Consider the following 18,417-nt stretch of genomic DNA (forward strand, 5'->3'; position numbering starts at 1 on the left):
AACTTGTAATATATAAGATGCCCAGAAAAGCACCCTGAGTAATAAGCGATCGCAATTATGCCATCTTCAGAACCAAAGTAGGGCTTAACTCTGTTCCTGAACCCAGTCCTCTTAGTGCCGTAGCAATTGCTGGTGTCATGGGATGGATGATCAAGCGCAAGCAAAAAGCCTCTCAACCAGAATAAATTCGTCGTGTTATACAGCTAAAGAACTGTTTTATCCCTGTTTTGTCACTTTCGGAAAACAATAATGGAAGCCAAATTCTGAGACTTTGAGCTAATGGATATTTATAAATTTGCCATTCGTCCGCTTTTGTTCAATGTGGTAAAAGCCGATTCGGAGTGGTTACACCAGCAGACGATTCGCAGTTTTAGCTGGCTGTCGCAAACCCCTAGTAGTTGGGCAAACCAACGCTTACAAAAATCCTTGTGTCTGTACGATTCCCGCCTAGAACAGAATTTGTTTGGACTAAACTTTCCTAATCCCGTAGGGTTAGCGGCTGGGTTTGATAAGGATGGAGTAGCTGCTAACATTTGGTCTAACCTGGGTTTTGGCTTTGCGGAATTAGGAACTGTAACTTTTCACGCACAGCCAGGAAATCCACCTCCCCGTTTGTTTCGCTTACCGTTGGATAAAGCTGCTCTGAATCGGATGGGCTTTAATAATCGCGGTGCAGCAGCAATGGCGGCACGTTTGGCACAAAAAAACCAGAACCTAACCCAGTCAATACCCATAGGGATAAATTTGGGTAAATCTAAGGTAACTCCTCTAGAAGCAGCCGCACAAGAATATCTTGATAGTTTTCGCTACCTCAAGGATTTGGGAGACTATTTTGTTGTTAATGTCTCTTCTCCCAATACACCGGGGTTGCGATCGCTCCAAGATGCTTCTATGCTTAGTGCTATCTTGAATTTATTACAACAAGAAAATACTACACAAAAACCAATTTTTGTCAAGATAGCGCCAGATTTATCATGGTCTGCGATCGCTGACATTATTTCTTTGGCTAAAAGCTACCAACTGGCAGGAATTATCGCCACTAACACCACCATCAGCCGTGATGGACTCAAAACCCGGGTGATTGACCAAACAGGCAAATCACCTCAGGATGAAGCTGGCGGAATTAGCGGTGAACCATTGCGCGATCGCTCCACTGAGGTAATTCGTTTTATTTGGCAGCAAACCCAAGGACAAATCCCGATTATTGGCGTTGGTGGCATCTTTTCTGCTGATGATGCTTGGGAGAAAATTACTGCTGGTGCTAGTTTAATCCAGGTTTATACAGGCTGGATTTACGAAGGTCCACTAATGGTACGCCAGATTCTCGCAGGTTTGCTTGTCCTACTAGAACAAAGCGGCTTAAATTCCATCAACGAAGCTGTAGGTTTACAAACAAAAATTCCAAAATTCTAATTACGAATTACGAATTACGAATTACGAATTGTTTAACCCTTCTTCCTCCACTGGGAAAAACTCCTTCGTTTTTTCTGAGTATGACCAGGCAATACCATCAGGGTCTTTGCTGCGACTCCACTCAGGAAACTCTGGATCGTTTCGCCGTTTATAAACCGTGCTGGAATAGACATTTAGCCGTTTGGCAAGTTCAGATTGAATCAGAGAGCCAAAAATTAACTGTTTTTCCAGCGATCGTGTAGCTGAATCATGGGTTGGCTGTGGTGGTGATTCGGTTTCTGGTTCCTCCTGTGGGGTTGGTGGTGGTGCTAGGAGCGATCGCGCAGTTTTAGTAACTGCTTGAGTAGGAAGTTCTTTAACAGGCTCACTACTATCAAGAATATTTCCGAGAATGCTGGCAGTTATAAAGTAATAAGACTGCCCCGCTTCTTCGGAGTTTACTATACTAGCGCCAAATTCCGAGGCTTTACTATCCAAGTAGCGTTTTGCCGTTGTTCCAGGAAAATTGCCCCTCATTGCCAAGTCCATTGGCGTAAGTCTGCCCTGATTTTCCCGAACTAACTGATGAAAAATTGGGTTAACTCGATGAGTCCACTGTTGCCATTGATATTCCTGCCAAACCTTGAAGCCAATTACCAGCAAAATTAGTGCCAGTAAAAATCTCCAAGTGGTAACTAGGAAAATAATCAAGAACGAGATGGGCAAAAGTAGAACGAGAAAAGCCTTGCCGTTATCTTCTATGGGTTTCTCACTCATGCCGATTTTTGCCAAGTGAATTTTTGGAAATAATACTATATATTGGCAAAAATTAGGACACTTTTTTGTATCTTTTGGCAAAGTTGCGGCAAAACCTTTCTTTGCTCAGACTTCTCTTTGCAAAGTAATAATTCTAAATTAGTTTGCCAGCCCCTTGACAACAAATAATACATATACTACATTAAGAATACAAGTCAACTTTCATTAGGGAGTTAGCTTTCACCAGTAGCGGATAGCTCAAATGGCAGAGCGCCCATTTTGCCCGGAAAGGCCGACATATCGAGGGTTATCGCATATAACTAAAACACCCTTGATCAAACTTCTGGAGGTGTAAGTAAAAATCTTACTTCGCTACAGCAAATGAGTGCTGAGTTTTAAATTGTCATGTGGTGGGTAGCCAAGTGGTAAGGCGCTTAATATCCTTATTCAACCCTTGCCTGCAAAGGCCGACGAATTGAGGGTTATCGTTAAAAACGAGCATTCGCGGGTTCAAATCCCGCTCCACTACACCAAATTTAGTACTGAGTGGAAAGTTAAAAGTGAGGAGTTTTAAATATTTAACTCATAACTCCTCACTCCTAACTCCTAATTCCTAACTTTATATGTGGCAGGTAGCTCAGTTTGGTAGAGCGCCGAAAAACATCCTTGTTCACACCTTGCCTGAAAAGGCCGACGAATTAGGGTTATCGCCTGTTAAGCCGGATGTCGCGGGTTCGATTCCCGCTCTGCCACATGGAAATTTTTGCCCACAAGGGCCGGGAGATGAAGCCATGAATTACAACTTCTTCACTAACAAGAAGACAACTACACCACAAAATCAGCCTATCCCCGGTCGGGAAGCCGAAATGGTTCAGGGACGTTCCGGCGGCTGGATGTTTGATGCTGGTATTTGGAAGATGCTGCGTCGTTGTCTTTTGGTTGGCACAGCAAAAAGCACTTACTACGCTGGTAAACAGGAATTAACTGAAGATTTTGTGGCAGTTGTAAGACTTGCTGTTGCTGAAAATCCCGGTCGTATAGCAGAAGAAATTTTATATGCTAGCGATGGACGCGCCATCAATAACAGTGCGCCAATATTAGCTTTAGTGTTGCTGTCGATGGGTGAAGCACCAGAAGCAAAACAGGCATTTGGTGAAATCTTCCCGCAAGTCGTCCGCACTGGTAGCCACTTTTACGAATGGCTGAATTACACCAAATCTTTGCGGGGATTTGGCAAAGTAGTGCGGGAAGCTGGTAAAACTTGGCTCTCAAGGGAAGATGTCAAAGGCTTGGCTTATCAACTCTTGAAATATCAACAGCGTCAAGGCTTCTCGAATCGAGATGCGTTGCGGTTGTTCCATGTCAAACCCCCTACAGAAAATCACCGTCAACTATTTGAGTGGGTAGTTAGAGGCTGGGAAGAATTACCAGCAGATATTCCCTCAGAGGCGTTGGCGCAGATTTGGTGGTATGAGTGGCTCAAGCGGAATCCTACCCAAACCCATGAAGCTATTTCCCAAGGACGCTTAACCCACGAAATGGCTGCACCTGTGGGCAAAATGGACAAGCTTGCTTGGCAGCTGCTATTTCAGGAAATGCCAATAGGTGCAATGCTGCGTAACCTGGGTTCTTTAACTGAACTGGGTGTGTTACGAGCCGATGAAAGCGCCAATTTGCTGCAAGTGGAAGCAGTTCTTAATCGCAGAGAACATCTGCGTAAAGGTCGCATCCATCCGATTGATGTTTTGAAAGCACTCAAGACTTATCAATCTGGTGGAACATTAGGACGCAGTAAGAAAACTTGGAACCCAGTTCCTCGGATTGTGGACATTTTAGAAAAGGCGGTTGAACTGTCTTTTGATGTTGTGCAACCCACACGTAAAGTATTCATGCACGCCGTAGACGTTTCTGGTTCTATGGGTAACTTGGTTACAGATATGGGGCTAACTTGTTGTGAAATTGCCACCACAATGGCATTAGTGACAGCAAAAGCAGAAAAAAACTACATGATTCGCGGCTTTGCTACCGAATTCCGTGAATTAGGTATCACCACCAAAGATAGTTTTAGTTCTGCGGTTCGCAAAGCTAGCAACCAAAACTTCGGCGGAACGGATGCATCTGTAGCTTACGACTGGATGATTAAGAATAAGTTTAAAGCAGATGTAGTCTGCTTTTGGACTGATTCGGAAAGCTGGGCTGGAAATAAACATCCAAGTCAAGCGCTGAAGGAGTACCGCAAAAAGGTAAATCCTAACGTGAAGGCGGTGTATGTCACCTTGACACCTTACCAAATTACTTTGGTAGATCCTGAAGATTCGCTGTCTTGGGATTTGGCAGGATTCGATCCGGGTACGCCTCGGATCATCCAGATGCTGGCTATGGGTGAATTGTAGATATTGCTGAAGGATAAAGTGTTTTATCCTTCATGCTTCATGGCGGGTTATCCCTGTTCGCAACTTGCCTTTCGGGGCCGAAGAATTTAGGGTTATCGGTTACGTCTCCACCATTGTGGGGATTAGCGGGTTCAATCCCCGCACCCGCCTTTGTTTGATCGGATGATTGCCCAAACGAATTGAATTTGCAACTACACGAACAAAGCCTACCTCCGTGGGCTATTAAGATATCACATTTACTCTTTAAGTTACTATTTTTTAATTTCAGCGATGCTAAGAGTAAGGTGTCTTAAAATTTTATATTATTATTAAATAGTTTGACAAAGAATATTATCCAACGGTTTTTGATTCTATAATTTCTATAGCCTGCTGATAGTAATCGTTTGCTTGTTTGTATTCTCCTAAAGCACGATAAGCATTACTTAGATTACAAAAAGTAATATGCATACCTTGTAGCGCCGAAGCTTTCAGGTTAAAGTTCCCAATATCTTCTGCAATTGCCAATCCTTTTTTATAAAAATCAATAGCTTGGTCATACAGATTAAGCAAACTGTGCTGAAATTTAAAAGCTAGGTTGTTAAGAAGGCTACCTTGAGCAATTAAAGCCATCCCCAACCCTTCTAGAGAAAAAGATACCATGCTACTATTACCAATATCTCGTGCGATTGTCAAGCCTTTATTAAAAAATATAATTGCCTCCTCGTATTCTCCCATCTGATTATAATTAGATGCTATGTTGTTTAAAATAGCACCCTCAGACCAATAGTTACCAACGTTATTTTGAAACCGAGTACCCACTTTTTCTAGCATTTGTAGCGATTTCTGAAAGCAATCAATTGCTTGCTGATTTTCCTTGATAAAACCATAAGCATTACCCAAACTACCCAGTGCGGTTGATTCTAAATATAAGTCACCAATCTCTTGAGAAATTGTTAAGGATTTGTTTGCATATTCAATTGCTTTTTCAGAATTACCTTGCCACAAATAAATACTACTTATATGGTGCAGTGAAACTGCTTCCCATGATTGATTATTAATCACCCTTGCTATTGCTAGGTGCTGCTTGTGGCATTCTAATGCCTCCTCATACTGCTCAAGCCGTTCATAAGCATTACCCAGACTACATAATGCATCGGTTTCAGCCTGATAATTACCTAACTCCCTTGCAATTTTTAGTCCTTGCAAACAAATTTCTATAACTTTGTTAGGCTGTCCGATATAAAGATAGGCGCTACCTAATTTTGTTAGAATTACTGCCAGTTTTTCTATTCCTAAATTACTTTTATCGAATACCTGTAATAGATACTCATACAGATCAGCTAGGAGAGTGTTATAACCTCGTAAATGTAAATATTCATCAATGTATACAACTAGTATTTCATAAGCGTGAAGAAATGCCTCTACTTCACAAGAAAGATAAAAAATATCTAGGAATGGCATCACATGTTCGAGTGTTTTCCAAGTATCTAAGGTTGGAGTAATTGAAAGATAATAAACCGCTAATTTCCGAGCAAATGCTTTTTTGTAGAATGCTTCTTCTAGATTAGATGTCTTTTGTTTAGCATACTGTAAAACAAATGGGTGGAACTGGTATTTTTGGCTTGCTGGCAATAAATCCAGTAATGAACGACTTATAAGCTCGTCTAAAGCTTGTTGAGTCTCCCAAGCATTAGTAGGCTCTTGTATCGTTTGATTATCTGAAGGTTTTAGCTGAACAGAAATATTATTTGTTGGACTTCCCCAAATACTAGTAAGTTCTTCTTTCTCAATTAAAGCTTCGGATGCTGCATATAGGTCAAAATCACGACGGAATATGCTGAGGTTGAGAAAAAATCGTTTTAGCTTTGGATTTAACTCTTTAAAATGTTGCTCCAGAATCCAGACAAACCGGAATCTTTCTCGATATCGATACGTCATAGGAACTTTATTCAATAACAAGTCAAGTTGCCTGAAACCAAGTTTTTTGGCTTTCAGTATATGAGTACCTCGTTTTAACTTTGATGCGACTAACCGCAGCATCATTGGATGTCCATCGAGATATTTAGAAAAATCTTGTAGTTCTTCATCAGATCCGACAATACCCAAATCTGACAATAATTTTGCACCTTCAATAACTTTGAGTCCTTGCAAGGATAGCCAATAGCCATGACCTTCCATGACTTCTGGTTGAATCTGGGTTGTTAGCAGTATCTTACTGGTTGTTCCATGTTCAATCCAGCGATTGAAGAAATATTTGTAAGGTTCCCGAAAATGACGCTCCTGATCAAGCAGTGTTTCTAAGTTATCGAACACTAACAAGCATGGCCGTTGTCTCAAAATGTCCAACAAAGCAAAGATGAGTTGGCTTGGTTCCCGTAGTGTCGCCAACTCTTCTGAAGATTTCCCAGCTAGTTCAGTCAAAGCTTTCTTGGCAAACACACTGAAATCAGTGCCTTCTCTAACATCAGCCCAGAATCTTACTTCAAATAGCTGAGATTCATACACCTTGGCTGCTAGACAGGATTTACCTATACCAGTTAAACCTTGGATTCCAATAATGTTGACATCGTTATCAGCTAACCAAGTTGTAATTTGCTGGATTTCTTGGTCACGGCCTTGCCAGTTTTTAAGCGTTGGTGGGTAATGAATTAAGTTAGCGGAAGAATTAAGCTTTTGCTCGTGTTGTTGTATTCCAGCCTCAATTCTCATAACCTCAGCGGAAAAAACCTTCTGAGAATTAACATGTGCGATCGCATCCTCACGCCCCACAAAATCAGAATTGTTGGATACTGGTATTTCAGAGACTGACTCTTGAGGCTTAGGGTTTGCGGCTGCGTGCGATGGAACTGAGCTAGATGATCTAGCCTTATATCCAGCTTCTTCCAACCACTTATAGATATCTCTCCAGTTCTCTAACGTGTTAGTAAGTCTATTGGTAAGTGTTTCAACATATCGGTAAATAGTTTCACAAAGATCAGCATTAAGACCTCTAGAGTTTTTGCAAAGCTTTTTAGCTATTTCATCTGGACTATTAGCGCAAAGCAAGCCTCTCAAATGCAGCTTTTCGATTTCCGTAAGTCCCTTTCTTTTGTGAGGCGCTACTTCTCGCTTAGATAATTCAAGGTCTTTGTACAACCTTTCTAAATCCCAGTCGTGAGCAGCTTCTGTAAATTTTTCTTCAGGATAATTTTGGATAGATGCCATTTTTAGAAATATTTATCAAATTCCTAACACTATCCTAACCAAGTACCTAACGCTTGTTTGGTAGCTTTCTAACAAGGGTCTGCGAAGCTATAGATGTAGTGATTCAAACACACCAAATCATGAATAAACAGCCATTAGCACCCGTACAACTCTGCTTATCTGTTGATAAGCGAATCTCAGTTATCCTCAAAGATATTAAACAAAGCCGCCAGCCACTCGCTATGGAGGCTGTAAAAAAAATTAAGGAAGCACAGTATCTACTTGAATCTTTACAACAAGCAGGAGGTATAAAATCCGTAACAGCAAGAGTTGCGATCAATGACTTACTAGCAAAATTTTAAGCTGCTTCTCTTGTGGGGTGGGTATCTTACCCGCCCTTACTTGGTGTCATAAAAGACGAAACTGCTAATGATACCCAGAAAGAAGTGCGATCGCAAACATCTACCTCTTGTAGAATAGACAAAATGCTTCTTTGGCAACATAATGTAATATAAATTAGCAATAATCGAGTGATCGCTGTTCCTTTTGGATGTAATTGCTATTAATGTGGCAATCTGCTAGATATCAGCCTGGTTTCATTCCCAATTGTCCACCCAAAGACAGTAGATTAAGTTTTGTGTAAATCATTATAAGGTATGAAATAGCTCTGTCCAAAAAGTGAAAAAGGAACAGATTTTTATGACATTTGATTACGATTTGTTTGTCATTGGTGCTGGCCCTGGGGGATTGGCAGCAGCTAAAAAAGCAGCTAGTTACGGTGTACGTGTCGCTGTTGCTGAACAAGAATCCGTCGGTGGGACTTGTGTAAATCGCGGTTGCGTTCCGAAAAAACTGATTGTCTACGCAGCCGACTTTGCCCTGCAAAATCAAATAGCGCACAGTTATGGGTGGAGTGACTGTCAAACATACTTTGACTGGACATTATTTATGAAGTCAGTACATCAGCATATTGACAGCATTAACCAGTCTTATTTTCAGCAATTGCAAAAAGCTGGAATTGAACTAATTTCTCAACATGTCACTTTCATCGATACCCATACTATCAATATTGATGGACGCAAAGTTACAGCAGACAAAATTTTAATTGCTGTGGGAGGACAACCCCTCAAGCCCAACATCCCAGGTATAGAATACGCTATCACATCCCGCGAGATGTTTCAGCTACCTTATCTGCCGAAACGTTTAGCAATTATTGGCGGCGGCTACATTGGCGTAGAATTTTCTAGCATGATGCACGCTTTCGGCTGCGAAGTGACGGTGATTGAAAGAGACGGAATGATTTTATCGGGGTTTGATGATGACATTCGCTCTGCTGTACAACAGGGTTTAATTAAACGCAAAATTAAGTTTTTCACCAATAGCACCGTTGCTGAAATCAAATTCTCAGAAGAAGGTTTCTTGTTGACTATTTCTGGTAAAAGCCAAGAAATAATTACAGCAGATACCATCTTAGTTGCCACAGGTTACGTTCCAAATACCAAGAATCTTGGTTTAGAAAATGCCCATGTTGAACTTGGCGAAGATGGTGCAATTAAAGTAGATGAATACAACCGCACCAGCCAAGAAAACATTTTTGCAGTGGGTGATTGCACCAGCCGCGTGCAATTGACTCCAGTGGCTAAGGCAGAAGGTATTTCCTTTGCCGATACAGTTTTTGGCAACAAGGTGCAAAAACTAAATTATGATTATGTCCCCACTGCTGTTTTTTGCCGTCCAGAAGCGGCTAGTGTGGGGATGACAGAGGCGAAAGCACGGGAAAAATTTGGTGATGTAGAATGCTACCGCACCCAGTTCCAACCACTGTTGTATCGGCTAATCGAACAGGATGAGCCAACCACTATAAAGTTAGTGTTAAATGGTGATTCTGGGCAAGTTTTGGGCGCTCACATGGTGGGTGAACATGCAGCAGATATCATTCAAAGTCTGGGTGTGGCAATTCGCAAGGGCATTACTAAGGAAGACTTGGATGAAACTATAGGCATTCATCCCACGACAGGAGAAGAATTTTTGTTGTTAAATTAAAATTATAAGTAAGTGGGCGCAAATAATTATCACTCGCTCGTAGGTGCGTTTTAGGGCGACAGCTTATCAAGTAGTTTCTGAGGATGGTTTTGAGCTAGATTGTGTGGGAGCGCCTAAGTCATCTAAAGTATTCATTAAAGAGTCATTCTGTAGCATGGGGTATCTGGTTTGAAAACTTACAATATCGTCAAAAACTTCAAGATCCTCAAGAGCCTCTGATGCAGACTGATATCGCTGTTTGAAGTCATCCAGCACCATTTTACTGAGAATCTTAGCGAGGGAGTGACTGACCTGGGTGCGTAGTTTACCGCCGTAGGCATCGCTCCATCTTATCTCTCCATTAGCATCTCTAGGTAGCTCACGGGGTGCCATACCAGTCAAGGCTTTAATCCCAACCATGCCGACTGCATAGATATCACTACTGTAGTGGGGACGCCCAAAACATTGTTCGCTTGGTGCGTAACCCTGAGTACCAATACCAATGGTGAAGGGATTTTGCTCTTGATGATCGAGCTGTTTTGTACTAACTTCTTTGACGGCTCCAAAGTCAATCAAAATCAGTTTACCGTCTGAATGTCGGCGGATGATATTGCTGGGCTTAATATCCCGGTGAATCACATTGTTTTTATGGACAAATGTTAATGTTTGCAATAAATCTCTGACAATTCTAATCGCTGCAATTTCATCAATTGCTCTACCTGCTGGCAATTCTTGATTTAAAGGATGACCAATGATTTGTTCTTGTACTAAATAAAATTCTTCATCTTCTTCAAAATACGCCAAAAGTTGCGGAATTTGAGGGTTTGTTCCCAATCTTTCGAGTGTTTGCGCCTCTGAGTGAAATAAACGTCTGGCAAGTTGCAAGGCTTCTGGTTTGGTGTTGGCTGGTTTTAGTTGTTTGACAACACATCGTGGATTCCCAGGACGTTGGGTATCTTCGGCAATGTAGGTTTCGCTGAATCCACCGGAACCGAGAACTTTGACAATTCTGTAGCGTCTAGCCAGGACTTTTCCTGATATAGCTAAATCTCGTTGCTGGATTAGGTCTTGCAAATCATCTTGTTGGCTGATAATCTCTTGGACAACGGCGGAAGTTTTATATTTCTGAAAAATGTCTACTAATTGGCGTTTTTTGATACTTTCTCTGACTAATGAGGTTCCCAGATAGGAAAATCCAATCATAGCGATCGCAATCATTGGTACTGTAGTGGGAAAAACTAACTGACTATGGACAAATAACCCATAGCTAATTACTGCCCAACTGCCAGACAGGACGAGGCTATAGAGAAATCTATTGATAGTATGCTTGCGTCTGCTAATTATCAAGGCTGTAGTGCCAACTATAATTAGCACAAACAAACCCCGCAACGGTGGACTTTTAATTGCAGGGGCGATCGCTTTACCTTGCATCAAAGTTGCGATCGCGTTGGCGTGAATTTCCACGCCCGACATGGGTTTAGCGCTGTTGCTAGCAGCGACTGGATAATAATCATTGTTTAACTTATCTGTTGAACCAATCAGCACTATCTTGTCTTTGAACACCTTTCCTTGCTGCAAATAGGTGTTCCAGTTTTCCGGATCGAGTACATGCCAAAACGGGATTTGCTCAAATGTACCAGCAGACCCCCAAAAATGAATGCGATCGCCCTTTGGTCGGGGATAATTTAATTTTGCTACCCTCAATGCTGCTTCATCAAAAGAGGGTAGCTTCTCGATCAAATTATCTTCAGCTAACAACTTAGAAAACTCACTCGCCAATCGATGAACTTTACCATCTGTCTCCAGGGGGAAATTAACTGAGCCAATGGACACAGACCCTGTATTAAACATCTGTTGTGGCTCAATCAGTTGCATAAAAGACCCCTGGCGCATCTGGGAATTTTCGTAGACGGCGGCTAAGGTAACTTTACTGCCATATTTTTGTAATACTGCTTGGAGTTGGCGATCGTCAGTAGCTCCATAACTGCTTGGCGTGTCAAAAACGACATCTACCGCTACAGACCGGACACCTGCTTTGATTAACTTTGCGATTACCTGGGAGTATGCAGCCCGTTTATAAGGATAAGATTTCAGTGTTTCTAAATAGGCATACTGTTTCGGATCTGTTTTATAGTACTGTTCGGGAACTGATATTGACTGATCGTCTATTGCTAAAATTACGATGTCTTCTGGAGGTAAAATCGAACCACGCACTTGAAAAAAGGCAGAAAGCGCCTTATTTTCGATCAATTGAACCAATTCTCCACCAGAAGCACTTAGCAATGCTGCACCCATTATGCAACCGCCAGCGAGGAGATGACCTAATAAAACCATCCATCTAGACTGACGAGCCGATGCTGTTGACGTTACCTTTGTCGGTTTACCTGAGTGTCTATTGGCAGCAGAGACATAGTTTTTAGTTAAGGTAGATGTAGGTTCTTCTGCCATATCGTGTTACTGATTGATTTAAGTCCAACACTTTTATTTATTCAGACCAGGTTTTAGTACAAGCACATTGAAATAAGACTTAAATGATAATCTTATACATTTGTAAAGTATCTTCTATTCATCAACAAACTTTTATTGACAAAGGTAGCCCCCAGGAGATTCCTACTCAGGTACTGCCTAAATTATTATTCTGTTGAGTGAGTTACAAAAGAGTGATTCTCTCACAGATTATAGCCGGATATACTTCGTCTCTGTAGTTGGTTGCGCTGAGATTTTACCCTAACCTAACCAACAACTATCCTCTTAACTGGGGTTTTACCAGAAGCTGTCCCAAGCTTGTCTTCTGTGTTTGGCGCAATATTGGTACTCCCCACAAAGCGTATCCTTATACTGAAAGCTAAACCTATAGATAGGCATCAACTTATATCCTACCCTAAGCATAAGGCATACCTCTTTAGGAGTAAAATTTAGTGTTATACAGTTATAAATGCTGTTACTAGTTCAATTTTATTGGTAGATTTTGATCGCAGGGTGGCTCTTGCAGTGCCGGAGGTGAATAAGGTTTAGCACCCAGGATCTCAACTCCAATGTTGCAGGCGTTTTTATGCCTTGAAAGAGGTAGGATAAAAGCTACAGATGAAGAGTTAGTTTATAGATATTAGCAAACAAGGCATTTGAAAATTGCTATAATCTATTGTTCCATCTAAATTCATATATATTATTAGGTGTAAATTTGTATGGGTTCTCCAATGAATCGTCTGTCTATTTTTGTAGACGGAAACAATATGTTCTATGCTCAACAAAAAAATGGTTGGTTTTTTGACCCGCGGCGAGTTTTAGAATACTTCAAACATGAGCAATCAGAGACAACATTAATTAACGCCTTCTGGTACACTGGCTTAAAAGACCCACAAGATCAACGAGGTTTTAGAGATGCTCTAATTAGTCTGGGATATACAGTTAGAACTAAAATTCTTAAAGAATATTATGATGATACCTCTGGTCGTTACTCGCAAAAAGCGAATTTAGATATTGAAATTGTTGTAGATATGTTTAATACAGTAGACCAGTATGACCGAGTAGTATTATTCAGTGGTGATGGAGATTTTGAAAGAGCAATCGAATTATTACGCTCAAAAAATACACATATTACAGTAGTATCGACCGAAGGAATGATCGCTAGAGAACTCCGAAATGCTACTGACAGATATATAGATTTAAATGATATCAGAGATCAAATAGAAAAAACAGAAGGTTAGTATTCTTAGCAATTATTTACAAAGGTAAGAGTAAAAGAAAAACTAAGGTTGAAGATATATTGAGCCACAAGTAAACACGAAACAACAAAGCGCAAATGACAAACAAAACAGACCGAATCATCATTTTTGATACGACATTGCGAGATGGAGAGCAGTGTCCAGGAGCAACTCTGAATATAGACGAGAAGCTAGTTATTGCCAAGCAACTAGCGCGTCTGGGTGTGGATATAATTGAGGCAGGCTTTGCCTTTGCGAGTCCCGGAGATTTTGAAGCAGTCAGCAAGATTGCCAAAATTGTGGGGACAGAAAATGGCCCAGTAATTTGCAGTTTGGCAAGAGCGATTAAAGCAGATATTGAAGCAGCCGCAGAAGCATTAAAACCGGCAGTTAACGCCAGAATTCATACATTTATTTCGACTTCTGATATCCATTTAGAGTATCAGTTGCGGAAGTCGCGGGCAGAAGTGCTAGCGATCGCCGAAGAAATGGTAGCTTATGCCAAGTCCTTCATGAAAGATGTAGAATTTTCGCCGATGGATGCGGCTCGTTCCGATCCAGAATTTCTTTACCAAGTGGTAGAGAGAGCGATCGCAGCTGGTGCAACAACAGTTAACATTCCCGATACTGTCGGTTATACCACCCCTAGCGAGTTTGGGGCAATCATTAAGGGGATTATCGAAAATGTCCCCAACATCGACCAAGCGATTATTTCCGTTCACGGTCATAATGATTTAGGCTTGGCAGTTGCTAACTTCTTAGAAGCCGTGAAAAATGGCGCCCGCCAACTAGAATGTACCATCAATGGCATTGGCGAACGCGCCGGAAATGCATCACTAGAAGAATTGGTGATGGCGTTGCATGTGCGGCGACAATATTTTAATCCCTTTTTAGGAAGACCAGAAGAATCTCAAGAATCCCTGACAAATATCGACACTCGGCAAATTTACAAAACCTCACGCTTAGTTTCCAATTTGACGGGAATGTTAGTACAACCAAATAAAGCGATCGTCGGGGCGAATGCTTTTGCTCATGAGTCTGGGATTCACCAAGATGGTGTGCTAAAAAATAAGCTCACCTACGAAATTATGGATGCCCAATTGATTGGTTTAACAGACAATCAAATAGTTTTGGGCAAACATTCCGGTAGAAATGCTTTCCGTACCCGATTGAAAGAATTGGGCTTTGAACTGTCAGATACTGAGTTAAATAAAGCATTCGTCAGATTCAAAGAAGTAGCAGATAAAAAGAAAGATATTTCTGATTGGGATTTGGAAGCGATCGTTAACGATGAAATCCAACAAGCACCCGATTTGTTCCGAGTCGAATTGGTGCAAGTTTCCTGTGGTAGCAACGCCCGTCCTACAGCTACAGTTACCTTGCGTACCCCAGACGGTGAAGAATTAACCGATGCTGCGATCGGTACTGGGCCAGTGGATGCCGTTTACAAGGCTATCAACCGTGTGGTGAATGTCCCCAACGAGTTGATTGAGTTTTCTGTGCAGTCAGTAACAGGCGGTATTGATGCTATTGGAGAAGTAACGATTCGTTTGCGTTATGAATCTAAAGTATTTTCTGGTCATGCAGCGAACACAGATATCATCGTGGCATCCGCGCAAGCTTATGTAAATGCGCTCAATAGGCTGTATTCGGCGTTGCAAAGGCAAGAAAAGCCAGAAGTATCTGCACAGAAAGTCTGAGATCGTAATACAAGCACCGCACCTTGTATTTTAGCTGATGCTAAAAAACTCCTTCCCGACTTGGGGAGGAGTTAGGTGTGAGTTACGAAAATTTGTTGAAAAATTATGCTGACAGAAAAACATATCACTATCAGAGAAGCCACTACCGAAGAAGACTCACTGATTGCAAAACACTTTTACCAAATGTGGCTAGATATTGGTGTTCATGAGAGTAATATCCAACTTGATTGGCAGAAGATTACCCTCAAATTCATAGAACAGGCGCGTCGAGATTTGTTTTACAAGGCTTTTGTTGCAGAGGTTGATAATACAGTTGTGGGTTCTGCAAGCTGTCAACTTTTTGCAGAGAGCATCCCAAATGTTTTCAAAGATAAATACCGCAAATTTGGATATATTTGGGGCGTTTACGTTGAACAATCTTACCGCAGACAAAGCATTGCTAAATGCTTAACTAATAGAGCAATTGAATATTTAAAAGTGAGCGGTTGCACGCGAGTGCTTCTTAACGCCTCACCATTGGGTAAACCAGTTTACTCCAGCCTTGGTTTCTCTGAAGGGAATATAATGCAATTAGATTTAATTGAAGTATAGCAATTTTTTTGCCTATCAGCAGAATTGTTTGTAGACTCATCTCCCAAAAGTTAGTTCATTTTTTAATTTTTAATATGGGTAGCACTTTCTGTTTTAACAATTCAATTAAAGCTAATTCCATATATTCATATTCATCTAGTATATCTAAACAGATAATTTTTTTATCTTTAAGAAAGGGCTGAAAATTTTTCGATAGCTTATTTTTATGGGATTTTTCCATCACAAAGATCATATCAGCCCATGTGATCGCCTCGGTTGAAAGTGGTACTTGGGCATAGCGATCCAAACCTGCCGAGTCTGTTTCAAGTCCTTCATATTCAGAAAACACAGCCTCGGCGGTGGGACTTCGCAATTTATTCTGGCTACAGATAAATAAGAGCTTTTTCATGGATTAGTATAAATTTTGTTTAGCCATTTATCGCAACTTTCATTAAATCACCAAGTCACTGCTCGTAGGTTTTCAACCTCCTCAAAGTGAGCATCGCGTGTAACTAACGTTAAATTATATTGGACTGTAAGTGCTGCAATCCAAATATCGTTTTCAGGCAACGGTCGCCCTTTTAAACGTAACTTGTTTTTGACCTCACCATAATGTTTAGCAGTTTCTGCATCACATCCGAGTACAGTAATGTTGGCTATAAATTCGTCAATACGTTCTAAATTATCTTTTAAGCGTCCTGATTTTCTTGCGCCGTAACACAACTCACCAACTGCAATGCTGGGGATGAATACCTCGTGCGCCTCTCCAAGGCTGTGTTTGACTGCTAATTCATCCGCAAAGAGAGCAATAACAATGTTAGTAGCAAGTATCTACCATTCATTGGTATCAACCTGCTCACAGTCCTGTTCAATTGCTTCGCGTATCAACTGGATGTCATCTGTTGGTATTGAACCTGCAAAACGTAGTAGTTGCTGACCTGAAACACCTAGAATTTTGGAATCTGCCAAGGTGCGTGCAAATTCAAGCACTTGCGACTGCAAGTGTTGGGGCATAACTTTCAGTTGCTCAATTACCTGATCAAGGATAGATGTATCCATTTTGCTCTCCTGTCCAACATCCTAAACTTATTCTAGTTGGGCTTAGGGTTAGCTGTAGCTCTACAGTTTAACTGTTTAGATAAAGTATTTTACTTTGCGATCGCACTACAGACAACCCCAAAACTACCCCAAGTGTAAGCGATCGCATTCTGTTCAGCTTCAGAAAGTTGCATTGGAGTGTGGTCTTAGATAAATATAATTTTATTGCTGTATATGTAATCCATGAACTATACCGCCTTCAGAATCAAATCTAGACTGAATGATAGAGAAAAACCTGCTATCTCCCTTTTCAAAATGTCTGAAAATTGCGTAAGCGAGTAGATCAGCAAGTTGAATTAGTCTCGAAGCTTTTGAGTCTAAAAATAAAGGCACTTCCGAAAAATTTCTGATAACACCCCAACTGTATCCAATAGTTCTAAAGTCAGTTGCTAAAGATTGAATCGTTGTCTCGTAAGTGGATTTGTCAAAAATTATGATGCCTCTCTGTGTATTATCATTTTTGTGCAGCCTGATCAAATACCTATCAAACCTACTAGCTAGTTGTTCAAATGCAACTTCAACAGGGTCTTTTGGTGATACTACAGTTTTCTTGATCACACTTGCGAATAGTCGGTTACTTGGGTGTGACTGTAGGAAAATCTGCAAAATATCTTCAATAGCTTTCTCTCTGTCGCTCTTAGGATAAGTCCTCCACTTTCCTCTACCACTCAGCATTGGACTACCGTGCAATTCAACTGATATTGGATCAGCTGGATCAAATCTAGCAGCAATTTGGTCAAGCTGATCAGAAATCCAATATCCTTGGCGCTCAAATACACAAAATCCAGCCAGTACAAAATATTGTTGGTTTGAGTCGTGGGTAGTGCCAGACTCATCTGCATACAGCAAATACATGGCTGTTCTATATTTTTAGACAATAAAAATCAGTCAAGGGAAGACCTAGCTTCCGCGATCTGAAAAGGTCAGACCTCTTGACTGCTATTCATATTATATCAGTTACTTTATAGGCTAGCTTGTCTCTGGTTGCCTAGTTATTAAAGTAAAATAGCTTACTCTGCGATCGCACTACAAACAACCCCAAAACTACGCCAAGTGTAAGCGATCGCTTACAATACACTCAGATAAGTTTGCTCAGAATTCATCGGTAAAATCCGCAACTTCCGATTTTTAATATCTGGTTCTAACCCTAAAACTTCCATTAGCGTTACACCCAAAAGGGCATAAGGTACTTCTGTGAGTTCCAGACAATCAAAGGTTCCTTGACGTTCTCCAATACTAAGTTCAACATCTCGGAAAATCCGCCCCTGCTGCACTCAAGTATTTTTTACGCAGTTTTGCTCCAAGTACAACAGAAATGGTTGATAAACTAATCTCAGTTGCACTCGACTTAATAAATCCTCAACATTTAAGAAACTGGGAAAGCTAGTTGCTGCTACTGTACCTCATAACAGCCGGAAATGCTGTAATGTATCAACAGCTTTAAATGTCGATATGAACTCGGAGCTAGGGGTACTGGATGAGCCAATTGATGGGTTTTAAGCGGGGCGAATTTCCCCCCCGCTCCGTCGTGATTTACTCACCGAACTAGAAAGTAAATTTTTGTTAAGTAAGGCATTTGAGAAGGATTTATTTCTCTGACTCCAATACCCCCGGCTCTGC

Annotated in this window: 16 protein-coding genes and 2 tRNA genes; 10 read left to right on the forward strand and 8 right to left on the reverse strand. The window is 41.1% G+C overall.

All coding sequences use genetic code 11. From position 1 onward, the window contains the following. The first annotated feature begins 125 nt into the window (after positions 1 to 125). A complete protein-coding gene (locus V7K32_RS28850) occupies positions 126 to 185 on the forward strand; it encodes a hypothetical protein (protein ID WP_442938774.1) in 60 nt (19 codons plus the stop codon). A gap of 94 nt (positions 186 to 279) precedes the next feature. After that, a complete protein-coding gene (locus V7K32_RS20040) occupies positions 280 to 1,413 on the forward strand; it encodes a quinone-dependent dihydroorotate dehydrogenase (protein ID WP_334995553.1) in 1,134 nt (377 codons plus the stop codon). Between the two features lie 21 nt (positions 1,414 to 1,434). Here V7K32_RS20040 and V7K32_RS20045 read toward each other — a convergent pair whose 3' ends face one another. After that, positions 1,435 to 2,169 (reverse strand): hypothetical protein, encoded by a 735-nt coding sequence (locus V7K32_RS20045; RefSeq protein ID WP_334995554.1) that lies wholly within the window; start codon positions 2,167 to 2,169, stop codon positions 1,435 to 1,437. A 386-nt stretch (positions 2,170 to 2,555) separates the two neighbouring features. Between V7K32_RS20045 and V7K32_RS20050 the strand changes: the two genes are divergently transcribed. The 3 genes from V7K32_RS20050 to V7K32_RS20060 all read left to right on the forward strand — a co-directional run bounded on the left by V7K32_RS20050 (position 2,556) and on the right by V7K32_RS20060 (position 4,541). Next, positions 2,556 to 2,681, forward strand: a tRNA-OTHER gene (locus tag V7K32_RS20050). Positions 2,682 to 2,773: 92 nt separating this feature from the next. Then, positions 2,774 to 2,902, forward strand: a tRNA-OTHER gene (locus tag V7K32_RS20055). Positions 2,903 to 2,939: 37 nt separating this feature from the next. Continuing rightward, positions 2,940 to 4,541 carry a TROVE domain-containing protein gene (locus V7K32_RS20060; RefSeq protein ID WP_334995555.1) on the forward strand — a complete coding sequence of 534 codons (1,602 nt, stop codon included), beginning with the start codon at positions 2,940 to 2,942 and terminating at the stop codon, positions 4,539 to 4,541. A gap of 330 nt (positions 4,542 to 4,871) precedes the next feature. Here V7K32_RS20060 and V7K32_RS20065 read toward each other — a convergent pair whose 3' ends face one another. Continuing rightward, complete coding sequence (locus V7K32_RS20065; RefSeq protein ID WP_334995556.1) at positions 4,872 to 7,724, reverse strand: tetratricopeptide repeat protein; 2,853 nt, start codon at positions 7,722 to 7,724, stop codon at positions 4,872 to 4,874. A 98-nt stretch (positions 7,725 to 7,822) separates the two neighbouring features. On the opposite strand from V7K32_RS20065, the gene V7K32_RS20070 reads away from it, so the two are divergent. Both V7K32_RS20070 and gorA read left to right on the forward strand, forming a co-directional pair. Beyond that, the gene (locus V7K32_RS20070) at positions 7,823 to 8,065 is read left to right on the forward strand and encodes a hypothetical protein (protein ID WP_334995557.1); all 243 of its coding nucleotides are present in this window, start codon (positions 7,823 to 7,825) and stop codon (positions 8,063 to 8,065) included. 337 nt (positions 8,066 to 8,402) lie between these two features. Next, positions 8,403 to 9,746, forward strand: coding sequence for a glutathione-disulfide reductase (gene gorA, locus V7K32_RS20075; RefSeq protein WP_334995558.1), 1,344 nt, complete (start codon positions 8,403 to 8,405; stop codon positions 9,744 to 9,746). 66 nt (positions 9,747 to 9,812) lie between these two features. On the opposite strand, the gene V7K32_RS20080 is transcribed toward gorA, so the two are convergent. Beyond that, on the reverse strand, positions 9,813 to 12,173 hold the full coding sequence (locus V7K32_RS20080) for a CHASE2 domain-containing serine/threonine-protein kinase (protein WP_334995559.1): 2,361 nt from the start codon (positions 12,171 to 12,173) through the stop codon (positions 9,813 to 9,815). A 737-nt stretch (positions 12,174 to 12,910) separates the two neighbouring features. On the opposite strand from V7K32_RS20080, the gene V7K32_RS20085 reads away from it, so the two are divergent. The 3 genes from V7K32_RS20085 to V7K32_RS20095 all read left to right on the forward strand — a co-directional run bounded on the left by V7K32_RS20085 (position 12,911) and on the right by V7K32_RS20095 (position 15,720). After that, positions 12,911 to 13,432 carry a LabA-like NYN domain-containing protein gene (locus tag V7K32_RS20085; RefSeq protein ID WP_041565194.1) on the forward strand — a complete coding sequence of 174 codons (522 nt, stop codon included), beginning with the start codon at positions 12,911 to 12,913 and terminating at the stop codon, positions 13,430 to 13,432. Between the two features lie 95 nt (positions 13,433 to 13,527). Next, on the forward strand, positions 13,528 to 15,129 hold the full coding sequence (locus V7K32_RS20090) for a 2-isopropylmalate synthase (protein ID WP_334995560.1): 1,602 nt from the start codon (positions 13,528 to 13,530) through the stop codon (positions 15,127 to 15,129). Positions 15,130 to 15,234: 105 nt separating this feature from the next. Beyond that, positions 15,235 to 15,720: a GNAT family N-acetyltransferase gene (locus tag V7K32_RS20095; RefSeq protein ID WP_334995561.1), complete on the forward strand. Its 486-nt coding sequence runs from the start codon at positions 15,235 to 15,237 to the stop codon at positions 15,718 to 15,720. Positions 15,721 to 15,775: 55 nt separating this feature from the next. On the opposite strand, the gene V7K32_RS20100 is transcribed toward V7K32_RS20095, so the two are convergent. From V7K32_RS20100 to V7K32_RS20120, 5 genes are all read right to left on the reverse strand, one after another. Further along, entirely contained in the window at positions 15,776 to 16,108 is a 333-nt protein-coding gene (locus tag V7K32_RS20100) for a low molecular weight protein tyrosine phosphatase family protein (protein WP_334995562.1), read from the reverse strand. Between the two features lie 47 nt (positions 16,109 to 16,155). Next, a complete protein-coding gene (locus tag V7K32_RS20105; protein WP_334995606.1) occupies positions 16,156 to 16,530 on the reverse strand; it encodes a type II toxin-antitoxin system VapC family toxin in 375 nt (124 codons plus the stop codon). Continuing rightward, on the reverse strand, positions 16,531 to 16,758 hold the full coding sequence (locus V7K32_RS20110; RefSeq protein WP_334995563.1) for a hypothetical protein: 228 nt from the start codon (positions 16,756 to 16,758) through the stop codon (positions 16,531 to 16,533). A 201-nt stretch (positions 16,759 to 16,959) separates the two neighbouring features. Next, positions 16,960 to 17,652, reverse strand: coding sequence for a DUF3800 domain-containing protein (locus tag V7K32_RS20115; protein ID WP_334995564.1), 693 nt, complete (start codon positions 17,650 to 17,652; stop codon positions 16,960 to 16,962). Between the two features lie 212 nt (positions 17,653 to 17,864). Next, positions 17,865 to 18,071, reverse strand: coding sequence for a hypothetical protein (locus V7K32_RS20120; RefSeq protein WP_334995565.1), 207 nt, complete (start codon positions 18,069 to 18,071; stop codon positions 17,865 to 17,867). Positions 18,072 to 18,417: the final 346 nt, after the last annotated feature.

It is taken from the genome of Nostoc sp. (assembly GCF_036917635.1).
In the GTDB taxonomy this organism is placed as follows: Bacteria; Cyanobacteriota; Cyanobacteriia; order Cyanobacteriales; family Nostocaceae; genus Nostoc.

What these genes read in the sequence shown, in the direction of transcription:
- V7K32_RS20045 (WP_334995554.1), bottom strand. Translation starts at nt 2,169, where the DNA reads ATGAGTGAGAAACCCATAGAAGATAACGGCAAGGCTTTTCTCGTTCTA.
- gorA (WP_334995558.1), top strand. Translation starts at nt 8,403, where the DNA reads ATGACATTTGATTACGATTTGTTTGTCATTGGTGCTGGCCCTGGGGGA.
- V7K32_RS20065 (WP_334995556.1), bottom strand. Translation starts at nt 7,724, where the DNA reads ATGGCATCTATCCAAAATTATCCTGAAGAAAAATTTACAGAAGCTGCT.
- V7K32_RS20110 (WP_334995563.1), bottom strand. Translation starts at nt 16,758, where the DNA reads ATGGATACATCTATCCTTGATCAGGTAATTGAGCAACTGAAAGTTATG.
- V7K32_RS20040 (WP_334995553.1), top strand. Translation starts at nt 280, where the DNA reads ATGGATATTTATAAATTTGCCATTCGTCCGCTTTTGTTCAATGTGGTA.
- V7K32_RS20095 (WP_334995561.1), top strand. Translation starts at nt 15,235, where the DNA reads ATGCTGACAGAAAAACATATCACTATCAGAGAAGCCACTACCGAAGAA.
- V7K32_RS20085 (WP_041565194.1), top strand. Translation starts at nt 12,911, where the DNA reads ATGGGTTCTCCAATGAATCGTCTGTCTATTTTTGTAGACGGAAACAAT.
- V7K32_RS20115 (WP_334995564.1), bottom strand. Translation starts at nt 17,652, where the DNA reads ATGTATTTGCTGTATGCAGATGAGTCTGGCACTACCCACGACTCAAAC.
- V7K32_RS20080 (WP_334995559.1), bottom strand. Translation starts at nt 12,173, where the DNA reads ATGGCAGAAGAACCTACATCTACCTTAACTAAAAACTATGTCTCTGCT.
- V7K32_RS20060 (WP_334995555.1), top strand. Translation starts at nt 2,940, where the DNA reads ATGAATTACAACTTCTTCACTAACAAGAAGACAACTACACCACAAAAT.
- V7K32_RS20090 (WP_334995560.1), top strand. Translation starts at nt 13,528, where the DNA reads ATGACAAACAAAACAGACCGAATCATCATTTTTGATACGACATTGCGA.
- V7K32_RS20100 (WP_334995562.1), bottom strand. Translation starts at nt 16,108, where the DNA reads ATGAAAAAGCTCTTATTTATCTGTAGCCAGAATAAATTGCGAAGTCCC.